Annotated in this window: 11 protein-coding genes; 9 read left to right on the plus strand and 2 right to left on the minus strand. The window is 46.3% G+C overall.

Annotated features, from left to right (window positions below; genetic code table 11):
* Positions 1-91: 91 nt before the first annotated feature.
* The 7 genes from Q4491_RS08135 to Q4491_RS08165 all read left to right on the plus strand — a co-directional run bounded on the left by Q4491_RS08135 (position 92) and on the right by Q4491_RS08165 (position 11,905).
* Entirely contained in the window at positions 92-1,051 is a 960-nt protein-coding gene (locus Q4491_RS08135; RefSeq protein WP_303456263.1) for a LysR family transcriptional regulator, read from the plus strand.
* A gap of 509 nt (positions 1,052-1,560) precedes the next feature.
* Positions 1,561-1,890 (plus strand): hypothetical protein, encoded by a 330-nt coding sequence (locus Q4491_RS08140; RefSeq protein WP_303456265.1) that lies wholly within the window; start codon positions 1,561-1,563, stop codon positions 1,888-1,890.
* Positions 1,891-1,892: 2 nt separating this feature from the next.
* Positions 1,893-9,302 carry an RHS repeat-associated core domain-containing protein gene (locus Q4491_RS08145; RefSeq protein WP_303456267.1) on the plus strand — a complete coding sequence of 2,470 codons (7,410 nt, stop codon included), beginning with the start codon at positions 1,893-1,895 and terminating at the stop codon, positions 9,300-9,302.
* Between the two features lie 355 nt (positions 9,303-9,657).
* On the plus strand, positions 9,658-9,987 hold the full coding sequence (locus Q4491_RS08150) for a hypothetical protein (protein ID WP_303456269.1): 330 nt from the start codon (positions 9,658-9,660) through the stop codon (positions 9,985-9,987).
* A 32-nt stretch (positions 9,988-10,019) separates the two neighbouring features.
* Positions 10,020-10,358 (plus strand): hypothetical protein, encoded by a 339-nt coding sequence (locus Q4491_RS08155; RefSeq protein WP_303456271.1) that lies wholly within the window; start codon positions 10,020-10,022, stop codon positions 10,356-10,358.
* Positions 10,359-10,476: 118 nt separating this feature from the next.
* Positions 10,477-10,734, plus strand: coding sequence for a hypothetical protein (locus Q4491_RS08160; protein ID WP_303456273.1), 258 nt, complete (start codon positions 10,477-10,479; stop codon positions 10,732-10,734).
* A 214-nt stretch (positions 10,735-10,948) separates the two neighbouring features.
* Positions 10,949-11,905 carry a DMT family transporter gene (locus Q4491_RS08165; protein ID WP_303456275.1) on the plus strand — a complete coding sequence of 319 codons (957 nt, stop codon included), beginning with the start codon at positions 10,949-10,951 and terminating at the stop codon, positions 11,903-11,905.
* 94 nt (positions 11,906-11,999) lie between these two features.
* On the opposite strand, the gene Q4491_RS08170 is transcribed toward Q4491_RS08165, so the two are convergent.
* Together Q4491_RS08170 and aceB are read right to left on the minus strand one after the other, a co-directional pair.
* Positions 12,000-12,440, minus strand: a complete 441-nt coding sequence (locus tag Q4491_RS08170) for a heme-binding protein (RefSeq protein WP_218386408.1) — start codon at positions 12,438-12,440, stop codon at positions 12,000-12,002.
* A gap of 188 nt (positions 12,441-12,628) precedes the next feature.
* Complete coding sequence (aceB, locus tag Q4491_RS08175) at positions 12,629-14,248, minus strand: malate synthase A (RefSeq protein WP_303456280.1); 1,620 nt, start codon at positions 14,246-14,248, stop codon at positions 12,629-12,631.
* A gap of 291 nt (positions 14,249-14,539) precedes the next feature.
* Here aceB and gcl point away from each other — a divergent pair, with 291 nt between their 5' ends.
* Together gcl and hyi are read left to right on the plus strand one after the other, a co-directional pair.
* The gene (gene gcl / locus Q4491_RS08180; RefSeq protein WP_218386411.1) at positions 14,540-16,315 is read left to right on the plus strand and encodes a glyoxylate carboligase; all 1,776 of its coding nucleotides are present in this window, start codon (positions 14,540-14,542) and stop codon (positions 16,313-16,315) included.
* A 29-nt stretch (positions 16,316-16,344) separates the two neighbouring features.
* Positions 16,345-17,127 (plus strand): hydroxypyruvate isomerase, encoded by a 783-nt coding sequence (hyi, locus tag Q4491_RS08185; RefSeq protein WP_192016496.1) that lies wholly within the window; start codon positions 16,345-16,347, stop codon positions 17,125-17,127.
* Positions 17,128-17,137: the final 10 nt, after the last annotated feature.

Genomic DNA, 17,137 nt, shown 5'->3' on the forward strand with positions numbered 1-17,137 from the left:
AAATAGGCCGAAATCCCTTTGAGTCGTGAATACTATTCATGAGTCTTTATTGTTATAGTCAGCCAACGAATAAAATCTTGATGCTCAGTGAATGGATAAACTCAGGTCATTAGAAATATTTTTAGCCACGTGTGATGGTGAGAGCTTTGCAGCAGCAGCACGAAGCTGTAACACAGATCCGTCCACGGTCAGCAAGGCAATCAGCCGGCTGGAAGCGCAGTTAGGACTGACACTTTTTCAGCGCTCTACCCGACAATTGCGTATCACCGCTGCGGGTCAGCGCTATGCCGATACAGTGCGCAAGATGATTCAGGATCTCACCGTCTGCGAGTATGAGCTCAAGCATTTGAATGACTCGCCCAGCGGTACTCTGCGCATCAATTCGGCCGTCTGTTACGGCCATCTCTATCTTCGCCCCTTGCTGCAGGCATTCTGTCAGCGTTACCCAGCCATCAAGCTAGATCTGGAAATTAATGATTTACACGCCGATATCATTGAAAATGATATTGATATCGCACTGCGTACGGGTTACGTCAAGGACAGCCGCTTGGTGGCCCGGCGCCTGAGCCCAATGGACTTTCTTGTTTGTGCCTCACCACACTATTTAGCGGCCCAGGGTACACCCCAATGTGCCGATGACTTTCACCAGCACAGCTGGATTGGTTTTCGTATCAAAGAGACACAACAGCTACAGCCCATCTTTTTGCCGAATGAGCAGGGTGAATATGTTCCTTATGAATTAGAACGAACGCATGTCACTGATGATGGCGAAGCAATGGCCTGTATGTGTGCCGATGGTCTGGGCTTTGCTCAATTACCTCATTTTCTTGCAAAGCAGGGCTTGAACAATGGCTCCTTAGTGTCCCTGTATCCTTATTTCAGACCGCCACAACCTGATAATGGTGTGTTTGCCATCTACCCTAAGCGCGAATATTTACCCGCCAAAGTCAGAGTGTTTATTGAATTTATGACTGCATCTTTGGCAGCTATGGGGGAAAGCACAAATCACACCTGGGCTGAAAACTGGGCGCCTCTTGTGAGTGGCCGGTAGCACCAGAGGGGAGGATCAGAAAAACCGGGATCGCGATTAACAGCCTATGAAACCGGCAAGCCAGTGAATATCGGTTACGGCAAGGAAAGGGACTGTGCTCATACCTCGATACGTGTTCACCGGGTAGGGTAATTGTTAGTTTTTGAAAGAATGGCCGTCGCTGACACTGATGGCCATTTTTTATACGCAATAGATCGGAGATATTCTTCAGGTCGAACTGGTAGATGAGTTCTTTGTTAATTTGATATAAGGTTTTTACTTGTACACAGCCTGTGATGAGCAAAAAGAAATTTTGCTTGTTTATTGAGCGGTGATTGAGTGAGGTTGAAATATGATATACCTCTTGTGTACAGACGGTATAGCCTAATCTGTCTTAATTCTATAAATATGCGCTAGCTTCAAGCTTCCATAATGGATATTATTTGCACTTTGTAACCAGGTGTAAATCGTCAAAAATGTGACGGATTCCTGATTGTTGCTTGTGACTTAATCTCAATTTCTTGGTTGGTATGAAAACAATAATAGGTTTGATATTAGCTACAGTGCTTGCTGTGGTTGTTGGTAATTACTATCTCTGGCATAGCGCAGGCGAAGAGATAGAGCCTACAGAGCAGGAGTACACTAAGGACTCGGCTGATCCCATACTTCTCGAAGATAAATATTCTGTCGAGAAGCTGAACTCACAAGTGAGTGTTCAGCAACTGAGAAAACTTGTTCTGAAGGATGAGCAGGAAACGCTTGTAGAGTCTTCAGATCTTCAGCAAGACAGTCAAGATTATGATCTCAATCAACTTGATGAAGATATTTCCTCATTACAACAATATTTGAATAAGGAATAACAATGCGTCGTTTCATGTTGGCATTGCTCACACTCTTTGTACCTTTTTCATACGCCAGCACAGTGGGCTCTTTACCCGGCGAGTTATTGGTGGATTCTGGTGCTGCTATGTATCAGATACCGCTACAATTACCTGAGGGACGGGGTGGTAATACTCCGCAATTATCTATTTCTTATAGTAGCCAAGGATCCGGCTATAGTGCTTTGGGCCCAGGTTTTTCATTGTCAGGTTTGAGTGCAATTACTCGCTGTGGTTCGACCATAAGCACAGATGGCTTTAAACGTTCACCAAATTACACCCATGAAGATAATTTTTGCCTTGACGGTTCTCGGCTGATTTCAGTGTCAGGCCAGCGCGGTAAGAGTGGGTCAAGCTACAAAACTGAAATTGATCAATATAGCCAGATTACGCTGAGTGGTGATTCGCTTGGCACTAGCAGCCAGTTTATTGTGAAAACAAAATCTGGCGATGTGCTGACCTATAAGAATGACTCAGATAATTTAGTGTGGCTGCTGGCTGAATCTACTGATACAACGAAAAAAAATGTCATCAGGTACAGTTATACAAATAATAATCTGATTCGTCAGATTGTTTATGATGCCTATACCGTAGGTTTTACTTATCAGGCAAACACTTCTTCGTTACAGAATGGCCTCATTAGTAAAGTCAATGGAAAAGTAAAATCTCAGTACGAGAAACTTTCAAAAGTCAGTATTGCGATAAATGGTAAAGTAAAGAATTACTATAATTTATCATACACTGGTGCAGAATTCAGTACGAATACACCAACACGGCTTGCTTCTGTTCAATACTGCAGCGCAAACGGAACCTGTTTGCCGAAAACCAATTTTCACTGGAACGGAAATTCAGCATATAGTTTGAATCGCTCATTAGCAATCAAGGTCCCAAACTGGTCAACGGGTGGTCTATCGGATGGAGCTTGGGTTGATGTAGATGCTGATAAAAAACTTGATTACTGTCAAAAATACTCTCGAATCACTACTGATAGTGTTTCTGCTCTTAACCCCAAGAGAATTGACTGCAGACTTGGTAATGAGAGTACGTTTACTCATACCTTTAAATATAAGGATGCAAGTGAGAGCTGGTGGCTTGATATTAATAATGATGGCAAAACTGAATACTGTGCGTTGTCAGGTAGCAATTTATACTGTTCGAATTTCTCAGCAAGCGGTGTGAGCAGTTTTTCGATTCATATTGGCTCTTGGGGAACGGATAAAAACAGAAGGTGGTGGATTGATCTAAACGGCGACAACCGGATAGATTTTTGTCGTAGTGACGGCAGTTTATTACGTTGCAGTATTAATAAAGATGGACGTTCTTTTTACGAGAAGAAATTTAATATTTCTGATTGGGGTGATATCAAGAGAACCTGGTGGGCTGATATTGACGGCAATGGTTTTCCGGACTATTGCCGTTCTGTAAGAGATTCAGGGAATGGTGGTACGCTCCGATGCGATTTGTTTAATGGCGATAGAATTTCTGCCACTAAGGATATTCATATTGATGACTGGGGCTATGACGATCGTCGTTGGTGGACGGATATCAACGGTGATGGCGCCAGTGATTACTGTCGTGCCGTTGGCGATAAATCTGGTGCCAATAGCCGGCTTCGCTGTTCTCTTGGCTCCGTTGGTAAAGTGAGTGATCTGAAAACGGGTTTTGAAGTCGCTAACTTCGATTGGGGATATAGCGATAAACGCTGGTGGGTGGATTTAAACAAAGACGGAAAGCAAGACTATTGTCGTGCTGTAGGCGATCACCCTAATACCTATATGCGCTGCTCTAGCATGAAGAGTGGAAGTTCATGGGTAGATTATACTTATAAAGTTGGTGATTGGGGATACAGAGATAAGAATTGGTTTGTTGATACCAATAGTGATGGAAATGTTGAATACTGTCGTCATGTTGGTGATAAATCAGGTACGAATAGCTATATTCGCTGTAGTGAAAATACAACAATAAAGCCTTCGCTAAACTTATTTACTGGTGTGACTAATGGATTAGGGCATCATTCTTCTGTTTCATTCACGACACTATTTGATGGTCAGGTTTACCATAAAAATGCGTTATACCCAGGTGATAAACGTAAGCTGAATTATCAGTTTCCGAAGCTAAATGCTTACGGACCAATGTACATTGTGAAACAGCTTAAATCTGAAAATGGGGCTGGCTCAAATCGGTTTAATACGTATGACTTTACTTACGGAAGTGCTAGCTATGATCTGCTAGGTCATGGTTTTTCGGGGTTTAAGTGGATACAGCAGACAGAGAAAAATGATGGTCAATTGACTCGTGTTCGTGAAACTTATTACAACACAGAGTTTCCGCTCAATGGCACTGTAAAAGAAAGTCGTGAATATTTTGGCAACAAATCTGTCTTATTAAATAAAAGTATAACGGAGTTTAGTAACTCTATTTCTTTGACTGCATCCCATTATGAACAACAAATTGCTGAGACGGTGAGCCTCACTCCGGTTTTTGGTAAAGTGGAGTTATTGTCTACAGCAGAAACACATAAGTATGAAATGTACCATGTCAATGGTAAAGATTATTTAAAAGCACCAGATAAATTCATTCCAATTCATGGGGATATAATGATCCCCGTTGTTATCCCTTCTCATGAATATTATGAATTCAGTAAAGCCGGAGTTTACTCTTATGATAAAAATGGAAACCCTACTCATTTTGCTTCAGTAAAAGGTTTGTCAGCAGCAGAAATTGAAAAATTGAGACCGCTAATGCATGGCCCTTCCGATGCCACTTATGTCATTTCTGCAAGTGGTACAGCCTCGAATGGACATGGTTATCAAACCTTAACGAAAACAGTGAATAAAGTGTCGACGGCTCGTGTTTACCAAGTCGAGCAGAAAAAAACAACTGAGCAGAGCTATGATCTGAATAGCCAGTTGGTTTCTACTGTCATTACCGAACATGCCGATATCGATAAATTTGGCAATGTCGGTAAGGTTACAGTATCGACTACAGCGAAGAACCCGCTGACACAAACTAATGAAACATTCACCAAGCAAACCAAAAGTATCTTTAAGAACGATATCGCTAAATGGCACTTAGGCCGTTTGCTGGAATCTGAAGTGGTTCACACTGATGCTAAGGGCGAAACAGAAGTCAGAAAAGCATCGTTTGAATATGATTCCACGACAGGTTTGTTGATCAAAGAAGTATCCGCCGCGGGTAGTCCGCTTGCCTTAACAACGACCTATACCCGCAATGATGAAGGGGTTGTTGAGTCTTCACACATCACTGGGTTTGCTGGAAATGGCGGTATATCTCAACGCTCGTCATCAGTGAAAAAAACTTACGCGGGTGATTTTGTTAATGTTATTAATACCAATACACTGGGTCAGTCATCGACTCAAATAATTAATCGCTACAATAATTCAGTAATTGTCAAAGACAGTAACGGTCTGGTTGCTGCCACTTATTACGATGATTTTGGTCGTGAAGTGAAAAAAGAAGTGCTCAAAGGAACCGCCGCACAACTGAGTACTTCTGTTCAATATCTGCCCGCGAGTCATTCACAGTGCAGCAGCCTTAAACCAAATAATCAGATTGTATATTGTGTGGTGACCCAATCGGATGGTGGCGGTGAAGCTAAGCAATTCTTTGATAAATTTAAGCGAGAATGGCGCACAGCAACGCTGGCGGTTGGCGGTAAGCGCTGGATCATAAAAGATACCTTCTATAATGCTAAGAATCAGATTGTCAAAGTCAGCCGTCCGTATTATCAGGGTGACACACCACAATATTCGAATACCATTTATGATGCTTTAGGTCGTATTCAATCTGTCTCTGAGCCCGGCCCTGCTGGTAAAGGTGATGTGTATGCGTCTTATGTTTACGAGCCGCTAAAGGTCACAGAAACGGATGCCTTAGGTCGCAAAAAGACGACCTTCACCAACGCAATGGGTTGGGTGATTCAGGTTGATCAACCTTTATCTGCAAGTGTGAAGAATCAATATACCCCAACCGGTAATCTGTCGATGGCAACGGGTGCGGGTGGTGCCACTATCGTCAATACCTATGATGATTTGGGTAACAAGACAAGCACAAGGGATCCTGACCTTGGGTTTTGGCAGTATGAATATGACTCTTTCGGAAATCTGCTGAAACAAACGGACGCCAAAGGGCAAAGCGTAGTCATGCAATACGATGCGCTCAACCGAATGGTGAAGCGGGTTGATGAAAAGCTCATTGTTGAAAACCAACAACCGAAAAGCCAGTTTACTGAGAGTAAATGGTATTACGACAGTTATGGCGGGGAAACCTGGCAGGGAGCGTTAATCCGTTCAGAAGCACCTGGCTACCTGAAGAAACTCAGTTATACGAGCTATGGTCAGTTGCGCAAAGAAGAAATTTTCACGGCTGATCACACATTCGCTCGTGAATTTGACTATGACAAGTTTGGTCGTGTGGTGAAAGATGTTCGGCCCAATAACTTCACACTTGAACATGAGTACGATGCCGTTACAGGTGCATTAACCGGTGTTTATGGTGCGCCGAGTCAGTTTAAACTCGATTTCAATCCTGCAGAATATAATCAGGTAATAAAGCCTTTGCTGGCTGAGGCTCTGGCGAAAGCATCTGATTATGTGAATAAATCAAAAGAGCTGCAAAATCAGGCCATCACCTACAATCGACGTCGTGAAGAGTTTAACTCGCTGTTGGATCAGGTCAAAAATGTGAGTGGTGGTACATCTGAGATTTACAATCAGGTGAATCATAAAACACTGACTGTTTACAGAGATTCTGCAGGTGATATTTATCTGGAAGTGCCAGACAACTTTATCCTGATTCACAATGATGTCAGTATTCCGATCATCACACCGCCGTCATATCACTTGAAGCTGGTCGATGGTCAGTTAAGCAAGGTAAGTTTGGCTGACTGGACGAGTAAAGTATCCAGCCTGGAGGCAACAGGTGAGAGCGCGTTCTTTGGTGATTACAATAATGACGGTGTTTATGACCTGACCCGTTTGGCGATCAGCAAGGCGATGCCGCAGATTTATGACAGCCTGGTCAGCAAGTATTTTCAGCGTCTGAACCAGCTTGCGTCTGAAATTCAACGCCTTGAGTATGTGGAAGATCATACTCGCATGCAGGCGACCACATACGCAGCAGCGGCTGCTCAATTGGTGACGTTAACCAAACAGACTTTACTGGTTGCTTCCCGCTATGAAAACTTGAGTGAACAAAATCAAGTTCAGTACGAGCAACTGACAGACTTAACAGAGCAGCATATTAACAAAAATCGTGTTTACTACTGGAAGCTGAACAGCCTGGATGCAGAAGGACGTATTACGGCTGAATCCTATGGTAATGGTTTGTTCAACCAGTACGACTATAACGAAGGGAACGGCCAGCTGCAGAACATTTCGACACATCAGGGTAAGAAAGCAAAACGTCTGCTCCATTATCGCTATGATGCGATGGATAATGTGACTCTGCGTGAAGATATCATGACGGGCATCTCTGAGACGTACACCTATGATGCTCTGGATCGGCTGAAGACCAATAAAATTATCGATACGATAGGAGCTAATCGTGATAACCCATTGTTTAATAAAACATACAGTGTTGACTATGGTGTAAACGGTAATATCACTTATAAGTCGGACGTGGGCCACTACGCGTATCAGGATAAACAACATGTTCACGCGGTGACCAGTGCCGGGGAGCGCACTTATCAATACGATTTGAACGGGAATATGCTCGAAGGCGACGGTCGTGTCTTTGAATGGAGCAGCTTCAATAAACCCACCAAAATTACCCGTGGCGATAGCTGGGCAGCCTTCAGTTATGGGCCGGACAGAGCGCGCTACCTGAAGACCAATCATAAAGGGGATAAAACCTGGTATCTGGGTAAAGCCTACGAGCGGATTGATTACAGCAACGGTGATGTTGAACACAAGCAGTTCATCAATGCTGGCGGTAAGCTGGTTGCGCTCAATATCGACAAGAAAACCACCAAAAACGGTACTGAAGCATCGATCGACAGGCAATTGCGCTATTTCCACAATGATGCGCTGGGCAGCGCTGATCTCATCACGGATATCTGGGGCAATGTGGTCGATCGCCGCAATTTTGATGCCTGGGGCAAAGAGCGGGATTTTGTCTGGGAGACGGATAAGTCGTTTGTACAGCAGGCCTTAATGACCAACCGGGGTTATACCGGGCATGAGCAGGTGGATGAAGTGGACTTGATCCACATGAATGGTCGTATGTATGACGCTACCCTGGGCCGGTTTGTCAGCGCAGATACCTTTATTCAGGCACCGAGCAATAGCCAGTCGTTCAACCGTTATAGTTATGTGCTGAATAACCCAATGAAGTACAACGATCCAAGCGGACATTTCTTTAAGAAGTTGTTTAAGGAAATTGGACGATTCTTGGATAAGTATGCAGTAACGATTATACAAATTGGTTTGATTGCGTTGGCTTCAATGGCTGGGCCATGGGCTGGTGCCGCAATGGCTGGTGTACTTGGATATGCGCAAGGTGGTGTAAGAGGGGCGCTCACATCAATAGCGACGAGCTTGATGTTTATGGGTATTGGTAATGCATTTGGGACGGCAAAAGTTGCATTTGGTAATGCAGCATGGGCTGCAAAAACACTTGCTCACGGTGTGGCTGGCGGTATTTCTTCAGTGATGAGTGGCGGCAAATTTGGTGATGGTTTCTGGTCAGCAGCACTTACGCAGGCGTTTGCTCCTAGTATTGACACTATGATGCCGGGAGAAAGCGGAGTTGCTTTGATGGGACGTGTGGCAATTGCGGCAGTAGTTGGCGGGACTGGCTCAAAACTCAGCGGTGGAAAATTTGAGAATGGTGCTGTCACGGGGGCTTTTTCTAGGCTGTTTAACCATGAGATGCATCCTGCACAAAAGGCGATATCACGGAAACAATGTGTTTTGAATGGAGGAGGTTGTAATTTCGGTGTTGCTGAAAACCCTAATGCGGATGGTAGTATGCCATGGTATGAGATTGGATCTCTATCTCCTGTTGATGACTATGCGCTAACAATTCAAATGTCGGCCAATGCTTTTGGCATTGATCCTAAACTAATTAGCTCAATTATGTTTATGGAAACAACACATGGATATTATGATGTCATATTATCTCCATTTGGAATGAATAAATCCATTTTACCGATGAATATTAATATTGATTATTGGGGGGATGCATTCGGTTCGAGAGGATTTTTGAGCAATCCTCATCACAATATTTGGGCTGGTGCTAAAATGCTTTCTTCTATAATAGAAAATATGCCAAATGCATCGGTTGCTCAGATCGCTACGGTTTACAATAATGTAAACGCAACTAAAGTTAGTGATTATGGTGCTAGAGTTTCTGCGATATATTCTGGGAATTGAGGTGTGCTTTATTATGAGAAAGTATTTTAGAATAAATCTGTACATATCTTCATTCTTATCATTTCTGGTTGGTGGTATGCTTCTCTATATCGGTTTAAAGCATAATTCCCAAGAAGAGTTTTATAGTATTGAGACGGGCCAGATTGATATCGCTTACATTATTTTGGTGTTTTTTTGTTGGGCTATATCAGTGTTTTCTTTTTGTATGATCATTGGGGCTGTAGGATTTTTTTTGTATCGGTTAGTAGTTCGTTTATTAATTAAAAATTAGCCGGCTTTGAAGTATAATAAAGGTGTTCTAAATACGAACTACTTTTTAGATGCTCTTCCATTAATTAACATAAGAGAAGTTGAAATGAAAAAAATACTTTTTACCATGTTAGCTCTGTTGTCACTATCAGCCCACGCAAACTACTATTGTTTAGGCGAAATCAAGCACCTTGGTGTTGATTCTTCAACCCTTCATGTCAGTAATGGTTTTGGTGTGCATAAACTGTGTAATGTGTCTGAAGAACACTGTAAAGCGTGGATGTCTATGGGATTATCAGCCAAAATGTCGAATCGTCAGGTGGTGATTTATTACAGGCATCCGACGTTGGCTGGAAACCTGAGTGGCAGTCGCTGCAATGAAATCGGTGACTGGGTGGTGCCAGAAGATAGTGTTTACTATTTCCAAGTCTATTAAATGACTATGTTGATAATAATTGAGAGCAGAAAATGAATAAAAAATATACAAGTTTGGTTAAGGGATTATTTATTACAGCTGGGTTTCTGATTACACCGTTCGCCGCTGCAGATGTACTGTGCGAAGGGAAAATTCAGAATATATATAAGTGGTCAGACAGACAAACGTTGTCTATTCAGGTAGCTACACCTGAAGGTGTGACGAACTGGATTCGGATGCCAACCAAGTCGGATGAATCGATGGCGTTAACGGCATTTGCCAGTGAAAAAACGGTACAAGTTCGCTGGGAAGGCGATCTGAATTTTACCAAGTGTGTGGATGGATGGCCGCATAATACCGAATTTGAAGGCTGGTGGCTGATTAAGGGCTAACACTCTTGGTTGTTTCACGTTCAGTTGGTTGGAGAATAAAATGAAAAAATGGAATAGATTTTTGCTTGTTGCGTTGTCGCTTTTATCTTTTAGTTCACATGCTGTATACAATGCAAATATGACTGGCGTAGTAACGCAAGTGTTAACTTACACGGATGGCAATCAGATTTATTTCTTGCTGAAGAATCAGCCAACATCACACCCCAGCTGTAAGCCTGATTTGTTCGCCATTGACGCGAGCACTCCTGGTGAAACCCGGCACCAGGTACTGTCACGGTTGCTGACAGCCTATGCAACCGGTAAACCCGTGAATATCGGCTACGACAAAGAAGGGGATTGTGCACATACCTGGATACGTGCTCACCGGGTCGGGTAATTGTTCGTTTTTGCAAGAATGGCCGTCACTGACAATGATGGCCATTTTTTATGTCTGACGCTTAATATCTCCGTCTTTGTCCACACGAAGAAATCATTCCCGCCAGCTCCCATAGAAACCATTGCCAGCCTGGCGGTTTAGTGTTGATATGATTGTTACCGTGCTTTTGCACGAGTGTAATTGTCTGTTGTGGCACTAAAAAGGAGCGTTTCAGTTGAATCCGAACTATAAAGCAAGCGCGATTCTGGTGCTGACGACTATGCTCGCGGCTATCGGGTGGATTTTCTCTAAGGAAACGCTGCAGGGCTTGCCGCCTTTTCTGTTTATTGGCATGCGATTTCTGCTCGCTTCACTGTGTCTGCTGCCGTTTTGTTATGCGGCGTTAAGGCGCATAACGCTCAAGACAATCAGTTTTGCTGCAGTGGTGGGTGTGCTGCTGGGGGTGGCCATGATGTGCTGGATCCATGCCATGTCTAATACGGAAGCCTTAGCGGAAGGGGCGTTTATTGCCAGCCTGTCGATGCTGTTTGTGCCGGTTGTCGCCTGGGTGCTCTTCAGGCAGAAACCGCCGCGGTCATTTTGGATTTCTATGCCAGTCGCGGTGGCTGGCATGGCGCTGTTATCACTATCCGGCGGCTGGCAGCAATCTGACAGCCAGATCTGGTTTGCCGCCTGTGCCTTTATGCTGGCGATTCATTTCAACGTGAACAGCCGGTTTGCCCAGCAGATACCGATACTCTTGCTTGCCTGTATTCAGTTATTTGTCACCGGCTTGCTGTCGTTGACTATGTCATTGACCGTGGAGCAGATACCTGCGCAAGTGCCGGTGTCTGTCTGGGGCTGGTTCGCCCTCAGTACCCTGCTGGCCACCAGTTTACGTTACGTGTTGCAAACGGTAGGGCAAAAACAGATCACTGCATCGAACGCGGCATTGATTATGTTGCTGGAACCTGTGTGGACAGCGACGCTCAGCGTGCTGTGGTATGGCGAAGTGTTCACTTTGAATAAAGCGCTGGGATGTGCGCTGATTTTGTCATCTCTGGTGTTGTACCGCGTGGGAGCCCGGCCATTTTGGGCAGTGCGTCGGGTAGCTCGCATTGAGCGCGGCCCTGATTCTTTTATCAACGCTTCAGCTGAAAAGCAGGCATGCAGTAAGAAGAGAGAAGAGTAACAGAAGCCACCATTTACTAACGTGTATGACTCGTCCTGAACAGTAAAAGGGCCATCAATGATGGCCCTTTACATAGCGAACGGGGTATCTGTGATTACTCCACGACTTCCACTTCGTCCGGTACCAGATTCGCTGCTTTGATGCCGGCGATGGCACACAGCTCATCCAGTTCGGATAAATCACCGCTGATGCCAACCGCACCCAGCAGGCAGTTGTTGCTGCCGCGGATCAGTACGCCACCCGGTACAGGCAGCAAGTTGCCTTCGGCCAGCACATTGACCGCCGACATGAACGCCGGACGCTGTTGGGCATCAATGGCGAGTTTACGGGAAGAACAACCCAGCGCCAGGGCTCCCCAGGCTTTGGCGATGGCAATTTCAGGGCGGAGCATACTGGAGCCGTCCTGACGTTGCAGAGAAATAAGTTTACCGCCGCTGTCGAGAACAGCCACAGTGAGAGGTGCAGCACCTTTGGTCAGGGCAGTGCTGAATGCGCCCTTGGTAATTACCAGTGCTTCGTCCAGTGTTAAGCTCATAGTGATCCCTCCGATCAAGAATTAATTGACTAACTTTTTGAGCGGCAGCCGGTTCCCGACTGCCGGGTATGTTGTTTATGTGCCACCAATCCATGCTCGGTGAGCGGCTTTACTCCTAAAATGCCATTCATACATGATGACCGGGAGTAAACGTCTCTACCGCTCTGGGAAATCCCCTGAGCAGACAATCAGCCTACCAACAGCGGGTAGCTTGGCAATGTCAGGAATGGTGCAAATTCGTCTGATGTCGACAGTTCATCAAACAGTTTGGCTGCATCGTCAAAACGACGATTCTGGCTGTTATCCGTTTGTTCAAGCTTGAGGCTGTCCACTTCCTGTTGCAGCCAGTGGCGGAACAGCTCTGCGGTAAATAGCTGACCATCATCCAGCGTGACGCCGTGGTGTATCCACTGCCAGATATTGGCCCGCGAGATTTCAGCGGTTGCCGCATCTTCCATCAGGCCATGGATTGGCACGCAGCCAAGCCCGCGGATCCAGGCTTCGATATACAGCAAAGCGATGCGCACATTCTTGCGAACACCGGCTTCATTACGGTGACCTTCACAAGGAGCCAGCAGATCGGCAGCTGTGATGTCGTTGGCGGCCGATGGCAGGTAATCAAGCTGGTTTGGCTTACCGCCGAGGCGCTGGTTAAACACTGTCATTGCGGTATCAACCAGACCAGGGTGGGCCACCCAGGTGCCGTCGTGACCATTGCTGGATTCACGCTCTTTGTCTTCGATGACTTTTTCCAGAACCTGCTTCATTTCTTCAGGGTCTTTACTTGGAATAAAGGCAGACATACCGCCCATTGCCAGCGCGCCACGCTGGTGACAGGTAGCAATCAGCAACTGGCTGTATGCCGTCAGGAAAGGCTGCGCCATGGTCACATCGTGACGGTCAGGCAGAATGCGGTCTTTATGTTGCTTGAGAGTTTTGATGTAACTGAAGATGTAATCCCAGCGGCCACAGTTCATGGCAACGATGTAATCGCGCATGGCGTACAGGATTTCATCCATTTCAAAAACAGCGGGCAGGGTTTCGATCAGCACGGTCGCTTTGATGGTGCCTGTCTGCGCACCGAAGTAGTTCTCGGTGAAACGGAACACATCGGCCCACCACTGGCCTTCTTCCATCGACTCCAGCTTTGGCAGGTAATAGTACACACCTAAGCCTTTTTCAGCCCGGGTCTGGTAGTTATGGAAAAAATACAAGCCGAAATCCATCAGGCAGCCAGGGATAGATTTGCCCTGATACTGAATGTGCTGCTCAGGCAGATGCAGGCCACGAGGACGCGCGATCAGCAGGGCCGGATCATCATTCAGGACATATTCTTTCTGACGGTTGTCGTCGAAATAGCGCATTTCGCCCAGGTTGGCATCACGCAGGTTGATCTGGCCTTGTACCATGTTGTCCCAGCTCGGCGCAGTGGCATCCTCGAAACAACACATAAAGACTTTCGCGCCTGAGTTCAGCGCATTGATCACCATCTTGCGATCAACCGGACCCGTAATTTCCACCCGGCGATCCTGAAGCGGAGCAGGGATATCAGCAATTCGCCAGCTTTTATCATTTCTGATGTCTGCTGTGTCGGCTCTGAAACCAGGCAGTTTGCCATTGTCGAATTCACGCTGACGTGCTTCACGGCGGGCAAGCAGATCGTCCAGACGGCCTGAAAACTGACTGACAAGTGCAGTCAGAAACGCCATGGCATCGTCGTTCAGGATAGCCTGATAGTCGGGTGACAGTGAACCAACGGCGAGCTGTAGGGAATCGGCTTGTGCCTCATGATGTTGTTGGGTATCCAATTGCGTCTCCTTAGAACAAACGGTCTATCGTTTTGTATACATTTTATAATTTTCCTATTATCTATAACCTATATGGGCGTATCAGGTAAAGTGGTTTTTATCACTATGTAAATCTGATGTTGTTTTTATGTGTCGCTATTTTTTCAGATAACCTACTGTTATTTAAATAAATAGTGGGATGGCGGCATATTAAGTTTGTTTTAAATCGTAACAGCCCCCTTGCTAAGATCAATTATGTATGTCTAGAATACAATCATACACAACATTGTATACAATTATGCAGGAGGCAGTATGGCGAAGATGAAGGCAATTGAAGCCGCCGTTGAAGTTTTGAAAAAAGAAGGTGTTATTCAGGCATTTGGTGTACCAGGTGCAGCGATTAACCCAATGTATGCTGCACTGAAAAAACTGGGTGGCATTGATCATATTCTGGCTCGACATGTGGAAGGTGCTTCTCACATGGCTGAAGGTTACACGCGTACCAATACCGGTAATATCGGTGTTTGTATCGGTACTTCAGGTCCAGCGGGTACAGATATGATCACAGGATTGTATTCAGCAGCTGCTGACTCCATTCCAATTCTGTGTATCACCGGCCAGGCACCACGTGCTCGTCTGCACAAGGAAGATTTCCAGGCGGTTGATATCGAGAGTATCGCTAAACCCGTTGCTAAGTGGGCAACCACAGTACTGGAGCCAGCTCAGGTGCCACGTGCATTCCAGCAGGCTTTCCATCTGATGCGCTCAGGCCGTCCGGGTCCGGTATTGATTGACTTGCCTATTGACGTTCAGCTGGCTGAGATCGAATTCGATATCGACAGTTATGAGCCTCTGGAAGCGTACAAGCCAACAGCCAGCCGTGCTCAGATTGAAAAAGCATTAACCATGCTGAACCAATCCGAGAAACCACTGATTGTTGCGGGTGGCGGTGTCATTAATGCCGGCGCGTCTGACTTGCTGCAGCAGTTCGCTGAAATCACCGGCGTACCAGTGATTCCAACGCTGATGGGCTGGGGTTCGATTCCGGACAACCACGAATTGATGGTAGGTATGGTGGGTCTGCAGACAGCACACCGTTACGGTAACGCCAACATGCTGGCTTCCGACTTCGTGTTTGGTGTTGGTAACCGCTGGGCAAACCGTCACACAGGTTCTGTAGATGTGTACACCAAAGACCGTAAGTTTGTTCACATTGATATCGAGCCGACTCAGATTGGCCGCGTATTCTGCCCGGACTTAGGTATCGTATCGGATGCAAAAGCCGCACTGGAACTGATTGTTGAGGTTGCCCGCGACATGAAAGCCGCTGGTAAGCTGGCCGACCGCAGCGCCTGGGTTTCTGAATGTCAGCAGCGTAAAGCCACTATGCTGCGTAAGACGCACTACACTGAAACGCCAGTGAAGCCAATGCGTGTTTACGAAGAAATGAACAAAGTGTTTGGCGAAGAGACCTGCTACGTGAGCACTATTGGTCTGTCTCAGATTGCCGCTGCTCAGTTCCTGCATGTGTACAAGCCAAACCACTGGATTAACTGTGGTCAGGCTGGTCCTCTGGGCTGGACAATTCCTGCCGCGCTGGGTGTGCGTGCAGCGGATCCGCAACGTCCGGTTGTGGCACTGTCTGGTGACTATGACTTCCAGTTCATGATCGAAGAGCTGGCTGCGGGTGCGCAGTTTAACCTGCCGTATATCCACGTACTGGTGAATAACTCTTACCTGGGTCTGATCCGTCAGGCACAGCGTCAGTTTGACATTGATTACTGTGTACAACTGGCGTTCGAGAACCAGAATGCGCCGGAGCTGAACGGCTATGGTGTTGACCACGTTGCTGTGGTTGAAGGTCTGGGCTGTAAAGCCATTCGCGTAACGGATCCTGAGAAGATTGCCGATGCCTTACGTGAAGCGCAGGTTCTGATGAACAAGCACAAAGTACCTGTTGTGGTTGAAGTGATTCTGGAGCGTGTAACGAATATCGCGATGGGCGTTGAGATTGACGGCATCAATGAGTTCGAAGCACTGACAGAAGATCAGGCTGATGCGCCGACGGCCATCACCTTTAACCAATAATATTCCACGAATAGCAAAAGGAATGTGACATGCCGAAACTAGCAGCAAACTTATCCATGCTCTTTACGGAAGTACCTTTCATGGAGCGTTTTGAGGCCGCCGCGCAGGCGGGCTTTCGCGGGGTGGAATACTTATTCCCGTATGCTTTTGAAAGCGATGCTATCAAAGCCAAGCTGGATGAGAATGGTCTGACTCAGGTACTGTTCAATCTGCCTGCTGGCGACTGGGATGCTGGCGACCGCGGTATCGCGGTCGACCCTAAGCGTGTGGAAGAGTTTCGTGCCGGTGTACCGGAAGCCATCCGCTATGCCAAAGCGCTGAACTGTACGCAAGTGAACTGTCTGGCAGGGATTGTACCTGCCGGCGTCACCCCGGGGCAGGCGGAAGCAACATTTGTTGATAACTTGCGCTTTGCCGCGGCAGAGCTGAAAAAAGCGGGTATCAACCTGATCATCGAAGCGATTAACACCCGTGATATTCCAGGGTTCTTCCTCAATACCACTCAGCAAGGTCTGGATATTATTGAGAAAGTCGGCAGTGACAATCTGGAGCTGCAATACGACATCTACCACATGCAAATCATGGAAGGTGATCTGGCAACGACCCTGAGTCGTGAACTGGGCCAAATCCGCCACGTGCAGCTGGCTGACAATCCAGGCCGTCACGAACCGGGTACCGGTGAGATCAATTACCACTTCATGTTCAGGCATCTGGATGAAATTGGCTATGAAGGCTGGGTCGGCTGTGAGTACAAACCGCAGACCACCACCGCAGAAGGCCTTGGCTGGCTGAAAGAATTTAATCAAATCTAAGGAGAGGATA

Source organism: Photobacterium sp. 2_MG-2023 (assembly GCF_030547675.1).
GTDB lineage: Bacteria > Pseudomonadota > Gammaproteobacteria > Enterobacterales > Vibrionaceae > Photobacterium > Photobacterium arenosum.

Coding starts and splice junctions, on each gene's coding strand:
- gcl (WP_218386411.1), top strand. CDS start 14,540: ATGGCGAAGATGAAGGCAATTGAAGCCGCCGTTGAAGTTTTGAAAAAA.
- Q4491_RS08135 (WP_303456263.1), top strand. CDS start 92: ATGGATAAACTCAGGTCATTAGAAATATTTTTAGCCACGTGTGATGGT.
- Q4491_RS08145 (WP_303456267.1), top strand. CDS start 1,893: ATGCGTCGTTTCATGTTGGCATTGCTCACACTCTTTGTACCTTTTTCA.
- hyi (WP_192016496.1), top strand. CDS start 16,345: ATGCCGAAACTAGCAGCAAACTTATCCATGCTCTTTACGGAAGTACCT.
- Q4491_RS08140 (WP_303456265.1), top strand. CDS start 1,561: ATGAAAACAATAATAGGTTTGATATTAGCTACAGTGCTTGCTGTGGTT.
- Q4491_RS08150 (WP_303456269.1), top strand. CDS start 9,658: ATGAAAAAAATACTTTTTACCATGTTAGCTCTGTTGTCACTATCAGCC.
- Q4491_RS08155 (WP_303456271.1), top strand. CDS start 10,020: ATGAATAAAAAATATACAAGTTTGGTTAAGGGATTATTTATTACAGCT.
- Q4491_RS08160 (WP_303456273.1), top strand. CDS start 10,477: ATGACTGGCGTAGTAACGCAAGTGTTAACTTACACGGATGGCAATCAG.
- Q4491_RS08170 (WP_218386408.1), bottom strand. CDS start 12,440: ATGAGCTTAACACTGGACGAAGCACTGGTAATTACCAAGGGCGCATTC.